9 protein-coding genes are annotated in these 19,471 nt (G+C 44.3%); 5 read left to right on the forward strand and 4 right to left on the reverse strand.

Annotation, left to right across the window (positions count from 1 at the left end; translation table 11 throughout):
* Positions 1–20 precede the first annotated feature (20 nt).
* Positions 21–635: a phage tail protein gene (locus FR741_RS17995; protein ID WP_167427352.1), complete on the forward strand. Its 615-nt coding sequence runs from the start codon at positions 21–23 to the stop codon at positions 633–635.
* A gap of 120 nt (positions 636–755) precedes the next feature.
* Positions 756–9,470 carry an Ig-like domain-containing protein gene (locus FR741_RS18000; protein ID WP_233059823.1) on the forward strand — a complete coding sequence of 2,905 codons (8,715 nt, stop codon included), beginning with the start codon at positions 756–758 and terminating at the stop codon, positions 9,468–9,470.
* Between the two features lie 578 nt (positions 9,471–10,048).
* Here FR741_RS18000 and pdxR read toward each other — a convergent pair.
* The gene (pdxR, locus tag FR741_RS18005; RefSeq protein ID WP_167427353.1) at positions 10,049–11,452 is read right to left on the reverse strand and encodes a MocR-like pyridoxine biosynthesis transcription factor PdxR; all 1,404 of its coding nucleotides are present in this window, start codon (positions 11,450–11,452) and stop codon (positions 10,049–10,051) included.
* Between the two features lie 359 nt (positions 11,453–11,811).
* On the opposite strand from pdxR, the gene ampC reads away from it, so the two are divergent.
* The gene (ampC, locus tag FR741_RS18010; RefSeq protein ID WP_167427354.1) at positions 11,812–12,963 is read left to right on the forward strand and encodes a class C beta-lactamase; all 1,152 of its coding nucleotides are present in this window, start codon (positions 11,812–11,814) and stop codon (positions 12,961–12,963) included.
* Positions 12,964–13,057: 94 nt separating this feature from the next.
* Entirely contained in the window at positions 13,058–13,702 is a 645-nt protein-coding gene (locus FR741_RS18015; RefSeq protein WP_047008178.1) for a CatB-related O-acetyltransferase, read from the forward strand.
* A 183-nt stretch (positions 13,703–13,885) separates the two neighbouring features.
* Here FR741_RS18015 and FR741_RS18020 read toward each other — a convergent pair whose 3' ends face one another.
* A complete protein-coding gene (locus FR741_RS18020) occupies positions 13,886–14,884 on the reverse strand; it encodes a 2-oxoacid:ferredoxin oxidoreductase subunit beta (protein WP_167427355.1) in 999 nt (332 codons plus the stop codon).
* Positions 14,874–16,715 carry a 2-oxoacid:acceptor oxidoreductase subunit alpha gene (locus FR741_RS18025; protein ID WP_167427356.1) on the reverse strand — a complete coding sequence of 614 codons (1,842 nt, stop codon included), beginning with the start codon at positions 16,713–16,715 and terminating at the stop codon, positions 14,874–14,876. The genes FR741_RS18020 and FR741_RS18025 overlap by 11 nt, the downstream gene beginning before the upstream one ends.
* Before the next feature lie 266 nt (positions 16,716–16,981).
* On the opposite strand from FR741_RS18025, the gene FR741_RS18030 reads away from it, so the two are divergent.
* The gene (locus FR741_RS18030; RefSeq protein WP_233059824.1) at positions 16,982–17,911 is read left to right on the forward strand and encodes a LysR family transcriptional regulator; all 930 of its coding nucleotides are present in this window, start codon (positions 16,982–16,984) and stop codon (positions 17,909–17,911) included.
* 249 nt (positions 17,912–18,160) lie between these two features.
* Here FR741_RS18030 and FR741_RS18035 read toward each other — a convergent pair whose 3' ends face one another.
* Positions 18,161–19,138, reverse strand: a complete 978-nt coding sequence (locus FR741_RS18035; RefSeq protein WP_167427358.1) for a M23 family metallopeptidase — start codon at positions 19,136–19,138, stop codon at positions 18,161–18,163.
* Between the last annotated feature and the right edge of the window lie 333 nt (positions 19,139–19,471).

The raw sequence follows: 19,471 nt of genomic DNA on the forward strand, positions 1-19,471 counted from the left end.
ACGTTAAAAGGAAGAGCAGTATGGCTACAGAACCGTATCTTGGGACACTAACCGCATTTGGCGGCAATTTTGCAATTAGAAATTGGGCAATGTGCTCGGGGCAAATGCAGGCAATTGAAGATAATCCAGCACTCTTCTCTCTAGTTAGCACTCTATACGGAGGTGACGCCCGAACTACCTTTGGTTTACCTGATTTGCGTGGCCGCAGTCTAGTTGGTGTAGGCACACGACCTGGGGGGATGGATTATCATCAGGGAGAAAGATTGGGTACTGAACTGGTAACTATTGATATAACTCAAATGCCAGCACACTTACATACGGCAATTTTTACCCCTCTTGGCACTTCTGCACCTGTAACAGGCAGGATGCAGGTTGCTACCAATGCTGCAAATACACAGGTACCCGATAGTAATTCGTATATAGCGCAAAACTCTACCCCCGGGTTCTATAAATCGACGTTTCAGCAACCAGATTTGACTGAGATCGAAGGCTTAAGTGTGTCTGGTGGTGGCTCGGAAGGAGGTACTGTAACTGTGACTGAAACTGGCGGTTCAGAGCCACTTAATATTTTGAGCCCGGTATTGCCGATTAATTGGTTAATTGCCACTGCGGGAGTATACCCACCGCGCAGCTAATCAACCAAGAAAGAATTGGCTGAAACTTTCGCTAATCCTTTCTTATAAAAAAATTAAATATTTAAGTTGATTATGATAACCCGGCTATGTTGATAAGGCCGTCATCTTCAGGAGAGGAAAATGAGATTACGTCGTCAGGTAGCGATCGCAATTACAACAGCATGGGTGTCCTCAGCGTTTTTTTCCGGTGAAGCCTGGGCCGCACAGCAAACGATTAACTACTCTAATGGTTCAGGTTCCAATTTTAGTGAGGTGGAGACAGGCGTCACTGGGGGTATGCCCTCGGTCACTCTTACCAATGCAGGTGCTGTGTCTATGGTATTAGATGCAGGCAATAGCACTGATAGCACTCCGTTTACTGGCCTAAATGACCTCGGGTTTGTAGCTGGTGTTTTTTTCTCAAATACCATGATTAATGAGTTCAACAATCGTGGCTTCCGCTTTTTTGAGAGATCAAGTACTAACTTCAGTTTCGACGAAATTACCTTTATGCAGGGGTCGGCCCGAGACTCAGATAAAACGTATCAACTTGTGTTAACTGGCTTCTCTAATAATACTCAAACAGTGACCGAAACTGTCACCTTGCCAAAAGGTGGTGAAGCAAACTCAGGGTTACAGGATTTGTTTACCCTGACCCGTGGTACAGACTTTACTGATTCTGCATGGCAGGACGTTGATACAGTGACTATGGCGTTTACCCGAAGTCCGGGTGCTGACTCTCGTTATCTTATCAAAAGTATCAAGATTGATGACGCTGCGGTTTCAGACTCAACCGCGCCTACTTTTGTCAGTGCGAGCTCAACCCCCACTGATGATGCAACCAATGTTTCTGTTAACAACAACATCGAGATTGCCTTTGATGAGAATATTGAGCTGAAGAGCGGCAATATTACCATTCGTAATGTTACAGACAGCCGCGATTTTGAAGTATTTAATGTTGCCACCGAAAGTGATGGCACAACAACTTCACCAGGCGCTGGCCGCATCAGTGTTACCAACGATAAAGTTTATTTAAACCCAACCAGTGATCTGATAGGAAACCGGACTTACGCCATTCATATTGAATCCAGTGCCGTGGCTGACACCGCAAATAATAACTTTGCTGGGATCAGCGATGATGCCACATTTAACTTTACTACAGTCGATACCACGCCAAATGCGCCATCTACACCCGATTTAGATGCTAGCTCGGATACCGGATCATTAAATACTGATAATATTACCAGTGACACTACTCCAACGTTTAGTGGGATTTCTGAGAGTGGATCGATCGTTACTTTATACAGTGATCAAGTCGGTGGAGGTGCAACGGTTATTGGCACAGGCACTGCTAATGGAGGAAACTGGCAGATAACAACCAATGAGTTGGCGTCTGGTATTACACATGCAATAAGTGCTAAAGCGTCTGATAGCGATGATAATGTTAGCTCGGCATCCAACGCGTTAAGTGTCACCATTGATACAGTAGCACCATCCGTAGTGAGCATTACCACGCCGATTGAGGCTGACAGTATCGTCAACGCTGCAGAAGACAACGATGTGCTTATCGCTGGCTCCGGCGCGGAAGCAGGCAACAGCGTGACCGTGACTATCACAGACAATAACAGCTCTGTCAGTCGTACGGTGACGGCCGACAACTCAGGCAACTGGACGCTGAGCGGCAGCGAGCTGGATATCAGTGGCCTGAACAATGGTACCCTGACTGTGTCTGCAACCCAAGCTGATATAGCAGGTAATATCTCCACCGCAGCCACACAGAGCATTACCCTGGACAATGCTGCCCCATCAGCAGTGACCATCACCACGCCGATTGAAACCGACGGTATCGTCAATGCGACAGAAGATAACGATGTGTTGATCGCTGGCTCCGGCGCGGAAGCAGGCAACAGCGTGACCGTAACCATCACGGACAATAACAGCTTTGTCAGTCGTACGGTGACGGCCGACAACTCAGGCAACTGGACGTTGAGCGGCAGCGAGCTTGATGTCAGTGGCCTGAACAATGGCACACTGACGGTGTCTGCAACCCAAGCAGATATAGCAGGTAATACTTCCACCGCCGCCACCCAGAGCATTACACTGGATAACGCCGCACCATCAGCTGTGACCATCACCACGCCGATTGAAACTGATGGCATCGTCAATGCGGCAGAAGACAACGACGTGCTGATTGCTGGCTCCGGCGCGGAAGCAGGCAATAGCGTGACCGTGACCATCACGGACTACAGCAATTATGCCAGTCGTACGGTAACGGCCGACAACTCAGGCAACTGGACGTTGAGCGGCAGTGAGCTTGATGTAAGTGCGTTTAACAACGGCACCCTGACGGTCGCGGCTAGCCAGAGCGATGCTGCGGGCAACACCTCCAGTGCAGATAGTAAAACATTTACGTTAGATAACGTGCAGCCAACTGTTTCTTTGAGCAGCTCAGACCTCGATTTGATCTCTGGCGAAACGGCGAGTATCACGTTCACCTTAAGTGAGTCATCAAGTGACTTTGCTGAGTCAGATGTCACCGTCACTGGCGGCAGTTTGTCCAACTTTGCGGGCAGTGATAGCAGCTACACGACGACCTTTACACCAACGGAAGAGAGTGTGGCGAGCGGCACCATTGATGTTGCCACAGGCACATTTACCGATGCCTCTGGTAACAGCAATAGCGCAGCAACACCACTTTCCATCAGCGTCGATACTGTGCTTCCAACCGTCAGTATCACTAGCTCCAGTTCTGCGCTGAAAGCGGGTGAAACGGCAACACTCACGTTTACCTTGAGTGAAGCCGCAACTGATTTTGCCGAAGCCGATGTGGCCGTTACTGGCGGAACTCTTTCTAACTTTGCGGGCAGTGGCGCCAGTTACACGGCTACCTTTACACCTGCAGAAGAAAGCACTGAGGATGCAACTATTGATGTTGCAGCAGAGCAATTTAGCGACGCTGCAGGCAACCTCAATACTGCAGCGACTCAGTTGTTGATTTCAGTGGATACGGGGATCCCGACTGGACATAGCATCAGCATTGATCAGGAGAGCATTAACAAAACCAACGAACAAGCGATGAGCTTTACCTTCGCAGCAGCTGAAGTGAACGCAATGTTCACTTATAGCGTGACCGACGGTACCACGACCATTGACGGCGCTAGTCAAACAATCTCCTCGGAGACCATGCAAGTAACGGGCATTGACGTCACTGGTTTGCAAGAGGGGACGCTGACAGTAAGCGTGGTGGTAACCGATGCCGCAGGCAATGCATCTGATGCAGTGACGGATACGGTGACTAAACGCTATGATGTCGCGCCAACGGCAGTTGATGATAGCTTCTCGACTGAGGAAGATACGGCGAAACAATTTGATCTGTTAGCCAACGATTCCGATATTAATGATGACATGGTCGCTTCTTCTGCAACGATTAAAACGCAACCAATTAAAGGTCAGGTGTCGATCAGCAACGGCGTTGTTACCTATACGCCAAATAGTAATGAGACAGGCACGGATAGCTTTACCTATACCGTGAAAGATGCCCTGTTACAGGAGTCACAAGACGCGACAGTAACCGTCACTATCAACGCTATAAATGATGCGCCAGTCGCGAAAGCGCTGACCATTAACACTGACGAAGATACCGCAAGCGCAGCAGTCACCGCGCGCAGTCAAGCGAAGGATGTTGAAGATGGCATCCCAGCGGGTGATTTAGCGTTAGTTAGTTTGCCTCAAAAAGGACAAGTCGCCATTGATCAAGCTGTAGGCACTTTTGTATATACGCCGAATGCGAATGAAAATGGTAGCGACAGTTTTACTTACACGATCGCAGACAGTGAAGGCGGCGTTTCTCTTGCGGCCACAGTCAGCGTCAATATCGGTTCCGTCAATGACTCACCAGTGGCGGAGGCAGACAGTTTTACCTTTGATGAAGATGTCACATCGATACTCGATGTTTTAAGTAACGACAGTGATATTGAAGATGGGTCATTCACCGCGAGTAGTATTACCCTGCAAGATCTTGGTCAAGGAGAGGGGGGATACAGTTTTGCCTCGGTCAGTGTTAATGCCGATGGGACCCTAAAGATTGTGCCAACAGCGAACGTTAATGGTCAACATAGCTTTACCTACACGTTAACCGATAGTGGTCAAGCTGTCTCCGTGCCAGCAACCGTCACGCTCAATATTACGCCAGTGAATGATGCCCCCGTTGCTGTTGATAACAGTGCACAACTACTGGAGGGAGGCTCCTTTGAAGTCAACGTATTAGGCAATGATAGTGATGCCGATGCTGGAGACAGTTTTGAACTCACTAGTGTCACAGTCGTCGATACGCCAGCATATGGCAGTGTGAACGTGACGGCGTCAGGAGCGATTGTTTACAACCCCAATGAGAACTACTTCGGTGAAGACAGCTTCACCTATACGGTGGCAGACTTAGCAGGTGCTGTATCTAACGTCGCAACAGTGACCATGACGGTAACACCAGTCAACGACGCACCAATGGCGCAAGCACAGTCACAAACGCTTGATGAAGACAATAGTTTGGTGATCACGCTGGTTGGTTCAGATATTGATAACGATGATGACACTCTGCAGTATCTTATCACTGAGCAAGTCAGTCATGGCGTGCTAGAGCAGTTGACCAATAATGGTTGGCGCTATACACCAGAAGCGAACTTCAATGGCTCCGACTTCTTCTTGTTCAAGGTCAACGACGGTGATCTAGACTCGACAGAGGTTCGTGTCGATTTGACGGTTAATCCAGTCAACGATACACCAACCGCGACCGATATCAGTGCTACGGGAGAGGAAGAGATACCGCTGACCATTACTTTAAATGGTAACGATGCAGAAGGCTCATCTTTGATCTATCAAATTGTAACATCGCCAGTCAACGGTAATGTTACCGTCACAGGCAATCACGCGGTTTATACGGGTAACAGTAACTTCTTTGGTCAGGACAGTTTCACTTACAGCGTAAGTGACGGAGAGCTTACCTCTGGAGTGGCGTTAGTGACCATCACGGTGAATAACGTTAATGACTCGCCAGTGATTACGGGTACCCCATCGGCGCAAGTTGATGAAGATAGTGTGTATCAGTTTGTGCCCGCGGCATTGGACGATGACCCAGCGGATACTCTGACCTACTTGATAGCTAACAAGCCACCTTGGGCTACATTTGACAAGACAACAGGAGCACTTTCTGGCACGCCAAGTAACAGTGATGTGGGGACTTATCCAGATATCGTGATTAGCGTATCCGATGGCACAATTTCTTCCTCATTGTCAGCGTTTTCGATTACTGTGAATAACGTTAACGATGCACCCGTTATATCTGGCTCACCAGCAACACAAGTGAATGAAGACAGCACCTATCTGTTCACGCCACAAGTGTCAGATGTTGACAGCCAAGCCTTCACCTTCAGTATCGTGAACAAGCCATCTTGGGCTAGCTTTGATGCATCAACAGGCACGCTCAGTGGTACACCAGATAATGGTGATGTTGGCAAATATCAGGGCATTGTTATCTCGGTTTCTGATGGTCTCACGACCACAATGCTCAATAGATTCAGTATTGTTGTTAACAATATCAATGACGCGCCAGTGATCAGTGGCACTCCTGCTCTTACTGTCAACGAAGGCAGTACGTATCGCTTTGCGCTGCAGGCATCGGATGTTGATAGTAGTAGCTTGAGCTTTTCAATCCGCAATAAACCATCATGGGCAACCTTTGATAGAGCTACTGGGTTGCTAAGTGGTACGCCGGAAAATGAGCATGTTGGCAGCACCAATAATATTGTTATTAGTGTCTCTGACGGTGAGTTAAGCGCTTCTCTAGCAGCGTTTAGCATCACGGTAATCAACGTCAATGATGAACCAATGGCAGTTAATGATACCTATGTCTTTACCGAGAGTAACGATGGTAGCTACTTATTGGATGTACTCAGCAACGACAGCGATATTGATCTAGACACATTACAACTGGAATGGGTTAAACCTACATCTGGAACGGCAACGATTGTGGGCAGTCAAATCCAATTGGCAACGACCTCAATTGGTACAGTGACAGTGCAATACAGTGTGAAAGATGGTAATGGAGGAAAGGCCACCGCGAAAGCAATCGTGACAATTAAAAGTGCGAAATTGGACGCACCAACAATAACCGCACCTTCAGATATCGAAGTGAACGCAAGTTCGCTCTTTACTAAAGTTGCATTAGGCTCTGCCGTGGCCCGAGATAGTACAGGCAAGCTATTACCTGTTTCATTGGTCGACAGCACGACCTTCTTCCGACCTGGAACTAATACGGTCTATTGGCGTACTCAAGACTCTGATGGAAACGTCGCTGAGGCTAGTCAAACGGTAACAGTGTATCCACTGATAAGTATCTCCAAAGATGCGCAAACCACGGAAGGCACCAACCATAGCGTAACGATACACCTTAATGGCCCTTCGCCGAGTTACCCAGTAGTCGTACCTTACACGGTTTCAGGAAGCACAGACAGTGATGACCACACACTCACCTCTGGCGAAGTGGTGATAACTAGTGGTACCGAAGGCAAACTTTCGTTCGAACTACTTAATGATGGACAAAGTGAAGGCGTTGAAACCTTAGTGATTGATTTGGACAGCACCCTTAATCTAGGTAGTAAGCGTCGTTACACCTTGACAATCTTTGAAGAGAATGTGGCTCCGAAGGTCTCGGTAAGTGTATCTCAGGCGGGGGAGCAGCGGAGCCAAATTGAAAATGGTGTTGAACCGGTCACAATCACAAGTAGTGTTAATGATGCAAATATGTCAGATATACACAGTTTCAGATGGAGTAGTGATAGCGATGTACTTAACCAAGCGATTGCGGGGCAGATGTACAGCGAAACATTGACTTTCTCTCCGCAATTACTGAGTTCAGCGATTTACAATTTGCAATTGACAGTTACTGACAATGGCACTCCACCATTATCAGTGACACGGAATGTCTATTTAGAAGTGGTACAAACATTGGCGGAGCTCGGAAGTGAAGATAGTGATGGCGACTTAATCCCGGATGATCAAGAAGGTCATAATGATAGTGATGGTGATGGCATTCCTGACTATCTTGACGCAATTTCTGACTGTAACGTAATTCAACAGGTTGTGTCAGAAAAAGATCGCTTCCTCATTGAGGGGCAGCCAGGTGTCTGTTTACGCAAAGGAATAACCATTCTGACTAACACAACAGGAGGAGCTTTATTGCTAGATGAGGAGCTTCCTAAAGATATCAACATGAAGAGCATCGGGGGAATCTTTGATTTTGTAGTAACTAATTTGCCGCTGCCCGGCCAAAGCTATCAATTAGTTTTGCCTCAGCGTTTACCTGTTCCAGCAAATGCAGTGTACCGAAAGTATAACGCTGAACAGGGGTGGATAGACTTTATTGAGGATGCTCAAAACACAGTTTCTTCTAGTGCTGGCGAGGCTGGTTATTGTCCGCCACCAGGGCACAGTTCATGGTCACAGGGTCTGACTGAAGGTGACTGGTGTGTACAACTTACCATTGAAGACGGTGGTCCGAACGATGATGACGGATTGGCTAATGGCAGTGTCGTTGACCCTGGCGTCGTTGCCGCTCGTGTAAACAATAATGCACTCCCTCAAGCGATTGACGACAATGCGTTTGTTAGTCTCAATGGTACGGTGACGCTCGATGTATTGAGCAATGATACCGATGCTGATGGTGATGGGCTGAAGGTAAGTCGCGCTTCTGTAGATATTGGTAGTGTTAGTGTGGTTGATAACAAACTAAGTTATGTCACTCAACCACAGTACTACGGGGAGGCTTTGATCACTTATAGCGTAACGGATGGTAATGGTGGAACGGGATCGGCGAAGGTGACGGTGAATGTGGTAAACAGTCAGAATCCGAATGCGGTGGACGATAATATTACCACCGATGATCGTACCCCTGTCACGATTTATGTCCTTGCTAACGATACCGATCCGGATAACGACACATTGAAGTTGGTTTCAGTCCAAGCGCAGTACGGGCAGGTGGTTATGAATGCAGATCAGAGCGTGACCTATACCCCTACCTCAGGGTTTGAAGGCAATGATGTGTTGACATATATCATTCAAGATAGCCAAGGCCTGCAAGACACAGGGAAAGTTATAGTGACAGTTAAGTTGGTAAGAGATGTAAAGGTTGAAAATACTTCAGCAGGATCATTGGGTGGCATGGTGTTGATGCTTTTGATTTTGTTAGGAGCCATGAAACGTTATGGAAGAAACAGTGCTCTAGCACTAATTGCTGTGTTTAGTTTTAGTAGTCAAGCTGGTTGGTATGTTGATGTTCAAATGGGGTCAAGCCATGCAGATGAGCGTGATGCTGTTAAAGGTGATAACGTAATCTCTACTGACAACACCGGGCTCTACCGTTCTATCGGGTTTGGATATGCTTTTTCTGAGCAATGGTCAGGAACTATCCGTTATATTGATATGGGTGAAGGTAGTGCAACATTGCGTAGTGCGACTACTTCACCAGAAGACTATCACACCAGTGTCGCATCTATAGCACCACTCCTTGTTAAGGGCATAGGCTTCGACATCGGTTATAAGTTCTGGCAATACAATTCATGGTCCGCAAAACTGAGTTTGGGGGGCTTGTTCTGGGATACCGATATTGAAAGTACGTATCAAGGCAGCAAGATAACGACGGAAGTGGATGGTTTTGATGGATATATTGGTGCAGAAGTTGGCTACAACCTCTCAGGTAATTGGGAGATCGGTGTCCAAGGCGCTCGTTATTTTTTACATGAAAATGATGTTGATATAATTGCGCTACAACTTCGTTATTTTTTTGAGCCGTTAGCAGCGTATTAACTTATGGTTTGGTATTTTTCGATAATTTATATCCCAATTGCTCATGAAGCGGTATGGTAAATCACTGGAGATTAATGTCGTGATTGTGCTCTTTATTATGTAGATCAATAGTCCATGAAAAATCCTTAATTATCTTGAGGTCTTTTCTTCTTTAACATCTAGGGAAAGATAGTGATTGATAGAGTGTTAAGCAGAACTTACTATCCGTTCGATATTAGAAAAATAAGGTTCATTGAATACTAGATGTGAACTTAAAAGAAGATGATTTACGTAATAGTGTTGCTGGGGGCGCTGAAAATGTCAGCGTGATACGTCGCTTTACTTTGAACCTAGTACGTTTATAGTCGAAGAAATATAGTGTTGGGGCTGAAGCAAAACAAGCGGGTTAGAGCGACACAATTCGTAGTGAACCCTTATTGAGTTGAAAAGCGTTCCAAGCTCGCAGTTGCTCTGACTCTGCTGGTGATAACACGACGATAAATTGATACCTATCAAGACGATAGTTTGATATTGCCTCTTCATAAGTTTATTGCTTTTTAGGTTTATGACATTTTTGAAGAGGCAATTTTATATCTGCTTTAATCCAATACTGATTGAATAATATCAAATGCTTTTTCTATTTTTGGGGTAGGGATAATGCCAAACCCAAATAAGAGGGCATTAGAATGATTGTTGATAGAAAAATGCGATGATGGATAAACCGCTACATTGGATGAAGCAAGCTTATTCACCATTTGTGTCGCGCACCCCGATACTTCAGCTGCTATATGCAATCCACCTTGGCTCTGAATACGTTGTAAGCAATCTACGTTGTCAATTAATTGAGTGAGCTTATGATACCTTTCGCTGTAGATTTTATTCATATTGAGTAAATGGTGAGAGAAATGACCGTCACGCATGAATTCGTCAAGTAGGATTTGAGACACTACAGATGTACTTCTTCCCAAGTGCCATAACATATTTGAAATTGGCTCTATTAAAGACTTTGGTGGAATCATATATCCAATGCGTATGCCGGGAAATAGTATTTTAGAGAAACTGCCTATCATTATGACGCAGTCATCTTTGTCTTGTGACTTGAGAGCTTGCTTACTGGTATTGAGATAGTGATATTCCGCATCATAATCATCTTCGATAATGATTGCGTTATTAACTTCTGCCCACCTCAACAGTTCTAACTTTCTTTCGACGGAGTAGCTAAAGCCTAAAGGGAACTGATGACTAGGCGTTGTATAAATAATTTTGGTATTAGAAGGGATTGATTCAACGACAACGCCTTGGTCGTCCATCGGCACGGTGCCTATTTGCGCGCCAAGCAATCGAGCTTGATTTCGAAAAACAGGATATCCTGGATCTTCCGTCGACACGAGATCCCCCGGAGAGAGTAATGTAAGGAGAGCCGTCATTATTGCCTGCTGGCACCCTTGCGTAATGATGATGTCTTCAGGATCACAGATTACGCCTCTCGAATGTCTTACATACTCGCAGATAGACTCTCGTAAACAAGCTAGTCCTTGCAAATCACCACCATGTGCAAACTCTGGAGTTAATGCATTGAGCCTACTCAGTCTTGAGTGTCGCCAAATATGCTTTGCTATTCTCTGATGATCAGGAACGCCTAAAGTGAAGTCATAGTCTAGATTCTTTGGTGTGATGATCTCTGGCTTTTTCGCTGCGTTAGTGCCAAACACCCCTAGTTGGTAGTGTTTTATTGGTCTCTTATCTTGATTCACCGTTTGTTCTAGAGCATTACTTACGTACGTGCCAGACCCTGCCTTTTTTACTATCCACCCCTCGAACTGAAGTCGCTCATACACCGAAATGACAGTGTTTCTTGCTATGCCTAACTTTTTTGACAACATGCGAGTCGACGGTAATCTCTCATTTGATCGTAATCTGCCTTCTAATATCCCTTGGTATATCTCGGAATAAAGCTGTTGGCTGGTGACTTTTCCAGTTTCGAAGTGTAGTGAAAATGGCATCGTTTTCTCTGTAGACGTTGAAAAGTGGTTCTAAAGCGTTGTGAGGATGTGGATCTGTATACATTAGGTATATCTACCTAGTATACCGTTATCGTGATATGGAGAAAGCGTAATTGAGTACATTATTTCCCCATTTTGCAAACGGATGTTACTTACATTCGTATCTAATCGGCCTACCTATCAACGGTGATAAGGTTTAAACCTGTTTATATCGCACTAAAAATTTGAAGACACAGTGTTATTCATCGGGGGTTAACGATTGGAGTTCTTCAAGTCAGGATTACTTTTATATAAAAAGCTAAAAGCCTTGGAATAAACTAGAAATTAATTATAAGTGAAAATTAAAAATTGAGGGTTCAATGAAATTAAACAATGCTTTGGTGGCTATTTTATCGCTCACTTCTTTCGTCACGTTTGCGAAAACGGAGTCAACGGTTAGCGGTCAATTAAAGAGCGTAGTTGATGAATGTGCTAAAGGATTAATGAACGAATACGACATTCCGGGGTTGGCTGTTGCAGTAACGATTGATGGTATGCGTTATTTTTACAATTACGGTTTCGCTGACGAAAGTAAGGGGAGTTTAGTCACTAACGACACTATTTTTGAACTCGGCTCTATCAGTAAAACTTTTGCCGCTACTTTGACTGGGTACGCCCAAGAAAAAGGTAAGTTGAATATGGATGACAAGGTCAAAGATTATATTCCAGAATTAGAAAATAGTGTTCTGGGTAATACCAAGCTAGTTCATGTCGCAACCTACACTGCAGGTGGTCTACCATTACAATTCCCTAGCGAAGTAACGAACGACGCTGAAATGATGCAGTACTACAAAACGTGGAAGCCGGAGTACGAAGCCGGTACTAAGAGGAAGTACTCAAACCCTAGTATTGGTCTATTTGGCTACATCGGTGCTTTGAGTATGAAGTCAGACTATACGGAAATGATGGAAACCGTCATCCTACCTGAGCTCGGTATGACCAATACGTTTGTCGATGTACCAAAGGATCAGCTTAACAACTATGCTTTTGGTTATAGTTCTGAGGGAAAACCCGTTAGAGTTAATCCAGGTATTCTTGATGCACAAGCCTATGGTATTAAATCAACAAGCTTAGATATGCTTCAATATATCGAAGCCAATATGGGTCAAGCGCAACTTAATACGGATATAGAAAATGCGCTAGAGCGAACTCATACTAAGTATTTTGATACCGACACGTTTACACAAGCAGTAGGGTGGGAGGGTTATGACTACCCCGTTTCACTTTCGCAATTATTGAAGGGTAACTCCAGCGACGTAATTCTCAACGCTAAACCGGTTCAAGCAAGTGTATCCGGTACTCTCGGTCGTGACGTTTGGTATAACAAAACGGGCTCAACAGGTGGCTTTGGGGCATATGTCGCGTATGTACCCTCTGAAAAAATAGGCATAGTGATTCTAGCGAATAAAAACTACCCTAATGCAGAAAGAGTAGAGGCTGCTTACAATATTATTAGCTCGGTGGTGAAGTAAATTTTATTGGTAATAGGAACTACGTAATTATTAGCGCTTATTTAGATACATACTATCTGCATTGTTTTATTCGATAGTATTTATAGGAGTATTCATGAAAACTAAGCATTGGTCTAAGGTGACTTTGCTACATGAAGTTGTTACGAATCCAAATATAACGATTAAAGGTAAACATAGTTATTACAGTGATTGTTGGGACGCCGGTTTTGAGGAGTCCGTTGTAAGATATCTACAAGGCGATGAGTTCAGCCGAGATTGGGAACCAAAATGGAAGATTGATAAGTTACATATAGGTGACTTTGTCTGTATTGCAGCGGAAGTTGTGATTGTTATGGGGGGAAATAGTACACATAGAGCTGATTGGTTCTCCTTGTACCCATTTATGGACTTTATTGAAGAAGCGTACGTCGGGAAAGGAGATACTCACATTGGCGATGGTGCCTGGCTCGGTATGCGATCCATGATAATGCCGGGTGTGACTATCGGAGAAGGAGCAATCGTTGCGGCAAACAGCGTGGTGACGAAAGATGTTGAGCCTTACAGCATGGTTGCAGGCTCACCAGCTAAGCATGTCAAATATCGCTTTTCTCGAGAGACGATAGACGAACTGCTCGCCCTTAGGATATATGATTGGCCTGATAAGAAAATCGACAGCCTGAAGAGATTGTTATGTTCAGACGATTTAGAAGGGCTGAAAAAGGCAAGCGCTGAATACGATAGAAACCATTCAGAAGAGTGACGATGTCACTATTTTAAAAAACAGAAGAGGCTCATTATAGAGCCTCTTTTTAGTGTGATGGATATCTGCAACCACCACACTTCCTTATCAACTCATCATTCAGCAAGTCGCCAACTAGAATCGGAAACCTTTTAGTTTCATCTTTGCAGGAAAGGTTACCTCAATAGTTGGCTCTTTCAATTGTTAGCAGAGACGCTCATAACTGTTTTGTTTGAGTAATTCGGTTAAGTCGCCTTGACCATACTTTAGAGTTGCTTGGTGTTTTTGATGTCGAATGACCTGATCAAAAGTAGGTCGAGTCACTGAACGAAAAACGCCCACGGGTACGGGAAAGTCTGGATAGCTCAAGTTAGCAAGCGCGTAAGCATAGTATGACTCCTCGCATTGACTGGAGTGGAGCAAAAGGTTCGGGGCCTCTGATTCGACAATCTCGAAACCAAACCCTCTATTGATCAACGCTTTTGAGTGTGTTTTACCAAACAATAACGGTTCATTATCTGAGAGATAAAGTAGATGTTCGCTTCTATTGGCTGGGGCGTTGTAAGGTTCGTGCACTTTATCGTTAAAAATGACGCAGTTTTGCAGGATTTCAACCACAGCAGTGCCCGAATGCGCGGCGGTAGCCTCTAACACCATCGTCATGTGTGTAGGATCATTGTCTGATGTTCGTGCTATGAACGTAGCACCTGCGGATGCTGCTAATGCCAGAGGTTTAAGCGCTTGATCGGGAGAACCTTCAGGACTCGACTTAGAAATGAAGCCCTGTTCGCTTGTCGGGGAAAATTGGCCTTTGGTCAGTCCATAGACAGCATTATTAAAAAGCAAAATTTTAATGTCTTGGTTGCGTCGAATCGCGTGAATAAAGTGATTACCGCCAATACTCAGTGCGTCACCATCGCCAGTTACAACCCAAACATCTAACTCTGGATTGCTCGCTTTTACACCAGTAGCGATGGCAGGGGCACGGCCGTGAATCGTATGAAATCCATAAGTATCGAGATAATAAGGAAAACGAGATGAGCAGCCAATCCCTGAGATGAATACGGTGTTCTCTTTAGTTCGACCTAATCGTGCTAGAACGGATTGCATCGTTTTTAATACGTTAAAATCACCACAGCCTCGACACCATTTGACTTCAACATCAGATGCGAAATCTTTGCGGTTGAGTACCTTAGTCGTCATTTTTAATATCCTTCAGGTGGTGGTTAATAGACTCAATGACCTCGTGAACTTTGAATGGTAACCCCTTAACTTGGGTTACGGAGCGTGCAGAAATGGCATATTGTGAGCGAATCACTTTGACGAGTTGTTGGTTATTCAACTCAAAAACAAGCACATGTTTGAATTGGCTAATGATCTCTTCCAAATTGATTGGAAACGGGTTTAGATACTTAATATGGGCGTGAGCAACCGATGCGCCTTGCTTTCTCAGATGCTCAATTGCGGTCGACACAGAACCTTGCGTGCCTCCCCAACTTAGCACTAGCAGTGAGTCTTGAGTACTGCCTGTTAGCGTTTGTTTAGGGATGAAATGGCAGATGTTATTTATTTTTTTTGCTCTTTCATCAGTCATGCGCTGGTGGTTTTCAGGATCATGAGAAGGGTTGCCTGTAATCGCTTGCTTTTCCAATCCTCCAATGCGGTGTATTTTCTCTTTTGTACCAGGCGTGACCCACTCTCTGCTGTAATACACGTCATCACGGGCATAGGGATAAAACGGGCTTATGTTTGCTTTTGCTGCCTCGGCAGTTAGTTTAATCTCATCAGGGTTGGGCACGAGCCAAGATTCGGAGCCGTTTGCTAAGTAGCCGTCACTCAATAAGATCACTGGCGTCATAAATGTAGTAGCAATTCGACAGGCCTCGATTGCCATGTCAAAGCAGTCTGCGGGAGAAGCAGGAGCCAACACTGGGAGTGGTGAATCCCCATTTCTACCATACAAAGACAAAAGCAAGTCTGATTGCTCTGTTTTAGTCGGTAGGCCAGTGGAGGGGCCTCCACGTTGTACGTTGATAACAACCATTGGCAACTCCGCCATTACGGCAAGGTTAATGGTCTCTGCTTTCAAACATAATCCAGGGCCGGACGTTGATGTGACTCCTAAACCGCCAGCATAAGATGCACCTAAAGCTGAACAAGCAGCTGCAATCTCATCTTCTGCTTGGAATGTCGTGACCCCAAAGTGTTGATAGGTTGATAGTGTGTGTAGAATATCTGAGGCGGGTGTTATGGGGTAAGAGCCCAAAAATAGCTGGCGTTGGAGTTTTTCTGCTGCGCATATTAATCCAAGCGATAATGCTTCGTTCCCTGAAACAGTACGATACAAGCCAGTTTTATCTGCTACGGGAGCAACCTGAAAACAGTCACTGAATATTTCGGTTGTTTCGGCATAATTAAATCCTGACTTTATGGCTAAAGTATTTGCCTCTCTCGCTTGCGGATTGTCAGCGAATTTATTATTTAGCCATTCAATGGTCGGTTCTAGCGGACGACTGTAAATCCATAAAACAATACCAAGCATAAAAAAGTTTTTGCTTCGTTTCACTACTTTAGGCGCTATGTTTAACTCAGAAAGAGATTGAACGGTTAAACGCGTAAAACTGTCACTAATCACTCGATAATCTGCGAGGCTACCATCGCTCAATGGGTTCGATTCATAGCCAGCAAGCTCAAGGTTTTTTTTATTAAAACCATCGAGATCAATAAGCACCAAACCGCCTTCAACGAGTTGTGAGATTTTGGTTTTTAATGCAGCGGCATTCAGAGCGATTAAGACTGAAAAATCGTCGCCAGGAGTATAAATCTCTGTTGAGGCAAATTGCATCTGAAAAGCCGATACTCCAGATGTGGTTCCTGCCGGAGCCCGTATCTCAGCTGGATAATCAGGTAACGTCATGACATCGTTTCCTTGTTTCGACGAGTTGTCTGAAAAGCGTTCTCCAAGTAATTGGATACCATCTCCAGAATCGCCAGCAAAACAGATCACTTCGCGTTTAAGTTGAATTATTGTCATTAAAACCTCTTACCGTGTTAGAGCAAGTTCAGTATGTTTCATTGCACTTAATGAGGTGCAATGGAATTAAAGGTTGGAGAAAATGCCGTAAGCCCGAGCATTCTGAGTGTAGAGTTAATGGTGTTGGCTTTATTTGTCGTCTCTGAGGTCAGTAGAAATATCCATAGCTAGGTATGCTTTTCCGAAATACTAGAAAAGTTTGCATGACACAAAAATACTTTTTCTGTCATATTAGATGTGATTATTTTTCATTAATTGTGAGCGTTATGGATAAGCTGTCATTAATAAAGTTGTTTGTATCTGTTGTGGACTTAGGGAACTTTACAGCAGTCGCGAATCAATTAGGGCAGTCGCCTTCTACTGTTAGTAAAGCGATTGCTCGCCTAGAACAGGATTTGGGTGTTCGGTTAGTTCACCGTACTACACGTCAACTCCAGCTCACTGAAGCGGGGTTTAACTACCTTGAGACGGCAAGAGAAGTGATCAACTTGCTCAAAAGTAGTGAAGAGCAGCTTCATCAAAGTATTGCATCTCCGTTTGGTACACTTCGTGTCAGCCTTCCTTTATCGTTCGGGCAAAACTATATAACTCCGCTGATTCCAGAGTTTTGCGAACGTTACCCTGAAGTGAAGTTGGATCTTAGCTTTTCCGATGAATACACCAGTATATTGGAGAGTGGGATGGACGTTGCTATTCGAAGCGGGAGACTAAATGACAGCAACCTGATTGCGAGGCGATTATGTCCTATTGATATGGGTATGTTTGCCAGTCCGGAGTACATAAAGAAGTTTGGTCGGCCTCAGAGTGTTGAAGCGCTTAACCAGCACAAATGGATAATGTACCGCTATAAACAATCGGGGCGCTTGCTTACCTTGACGATGCCTTTAGATGGGCAATTAGTAGAATTTAGTCCTACACATCAAGTGACAGTAGACAATGGTTATGCGATGGCCTCTTTAGCGAGTTTAGGAGCAGGGATTGCACTGATGCCCCAATATCTTGCTCGAGACTTAGTACAGCAAGGTAAACTGATGTTGGTTTCTGAACCTCAAAGAACCGATGATCAAGGTGTCTATATATACTATCCAAGTCGTAAGTTTGTGCCCGCGAAAGTAAAAGTATTTATCGACTATATTATTCATAAACTGGATGAGCAGGGAGAGGCGATCAACAGCAGTTGGATGCTGAACCATTAAAGCTCTTACTGGAGGATGATAGCTTTTTCTGAAGTCTAAGCGTGTTACGTGCCAGCAAGTTTGCTACATTCAGTTGTGCCCACAAAAATATTAACTCATGGGTCTGTAAACAAAGATTCGCATCATTAAGAGCCGCATATAGCAGCTCTTTTTTGTCCTGAACTTGGAAAGTGGCGACAGGACTTGAATCGCTCAGAGGGTTACGAGTACTCGCTTCAGATAAATGAAGAAAGATCGAACCGAAGTATTTTATTGCCGATTTGACTGCCTATACCGTTGCCATTCCGCTGTTAATTCTGCTTTTTCTTTTCTCGCTGCAATCAGCATTTCTATATTAACGTCAGTGTTTGGGTGCTTTTGAATGTATCGCTCGTAATCAACCGGAATACCATTAATGTGCAGTTCAAGGTGTAAATGCGGCCCTGTTGTTCTTCCTGTGTTACCCGTTTTTCCTATCACTTGTCCTCGGCTGATCTTCTCGCCAACGTGGACGTGGCGTTGAGATAAGTGTAGGTAGCGTGATACAGAGCCATTTGTGTGGCGGATATTAATGTAGTTGCCTGCAAAACGGTTGTAACGAGACTTTAAAACGATGCCATCAGCAATACTACGAATCGTTGTGCCTACTGGTGTTGCATAGTCAGTGCCTAAGTGCGGAGTCGTTATATTAGTTACTGGGTGTGTTCGTTTTAAGTCATAGCCAGAGCTTACTCTGTAGCTTTTATCAAAGGGATCTGAAAATCGGAGTTTATTTTTTATTGACACGCCATGTTCATCAAATATGTTACCTTGCCCATCATTGATAATAAATAAATCGGTTTTACTACCTAAATAGTAAAAAGAACTAATATAGGTTTCATTTCTACTATTTAACTTAGTTCTTAAGATAAAATGGTCATCTCTCTTAACTGAATCAATAATATTAAAGTTACTTTTAATAAGGGCCAATAGCAAATTAATCTCTTTTTGACTTATCCCTGATTTTAACAATGAAGCGACAAACGAGTACTCAACCACACCTATGGTGATTTTTTGTCTAAGAGTACCCACCTCAAAAGGAGCTTGAACTTCCTCATTCTTGAACTCCAAAGGCTTAACGGTAGGCAGTCTATCCATGGGAGTGAGGATGTGGTGAGAAAGAGACACGCCAATAAAAATGAGTAAGGCAATGGTGAGAAGGGTTGCGGTAGGAGTTCGCACACTCCTTTTTATTATTAAAATAGTCATTAGTTTTGGTGCTTTATCAAGGCTGACAGTTGTGCGTAGAGTATAATATTTTAAACAAAACCTAGCATTAAAGTATGGCTAATTCCTCCGTTTTAACTAAGTGAATAATTATAGGTGATGATTTTAATTTGATAATTTAGTAAAAGTGACGGTCGGTCTGGTGTTTTTGGCTTTTTAAGTGGTGTTATTGTCACGTTGAGAAAATATTTTACAATAATATAATCTCGGCAAAATATATTTTGCCAAATTACTATGTTCGCTAAAAATACGCTGAAATTAACATTAGGTCTTACGCTTACATCTCTTTTATTGAGTGCATGTGGTGGTGGTGAT

The organism is Vibrio diabolicus (assembly GCF_011801455.1).
GTDB classification, from domain to species: Bacteria; Pseudomonadota; Gammaproteobacteria; order Enterobacterales; family Vibrionaceae; genus Vibrio; species Vibrio diabolicus.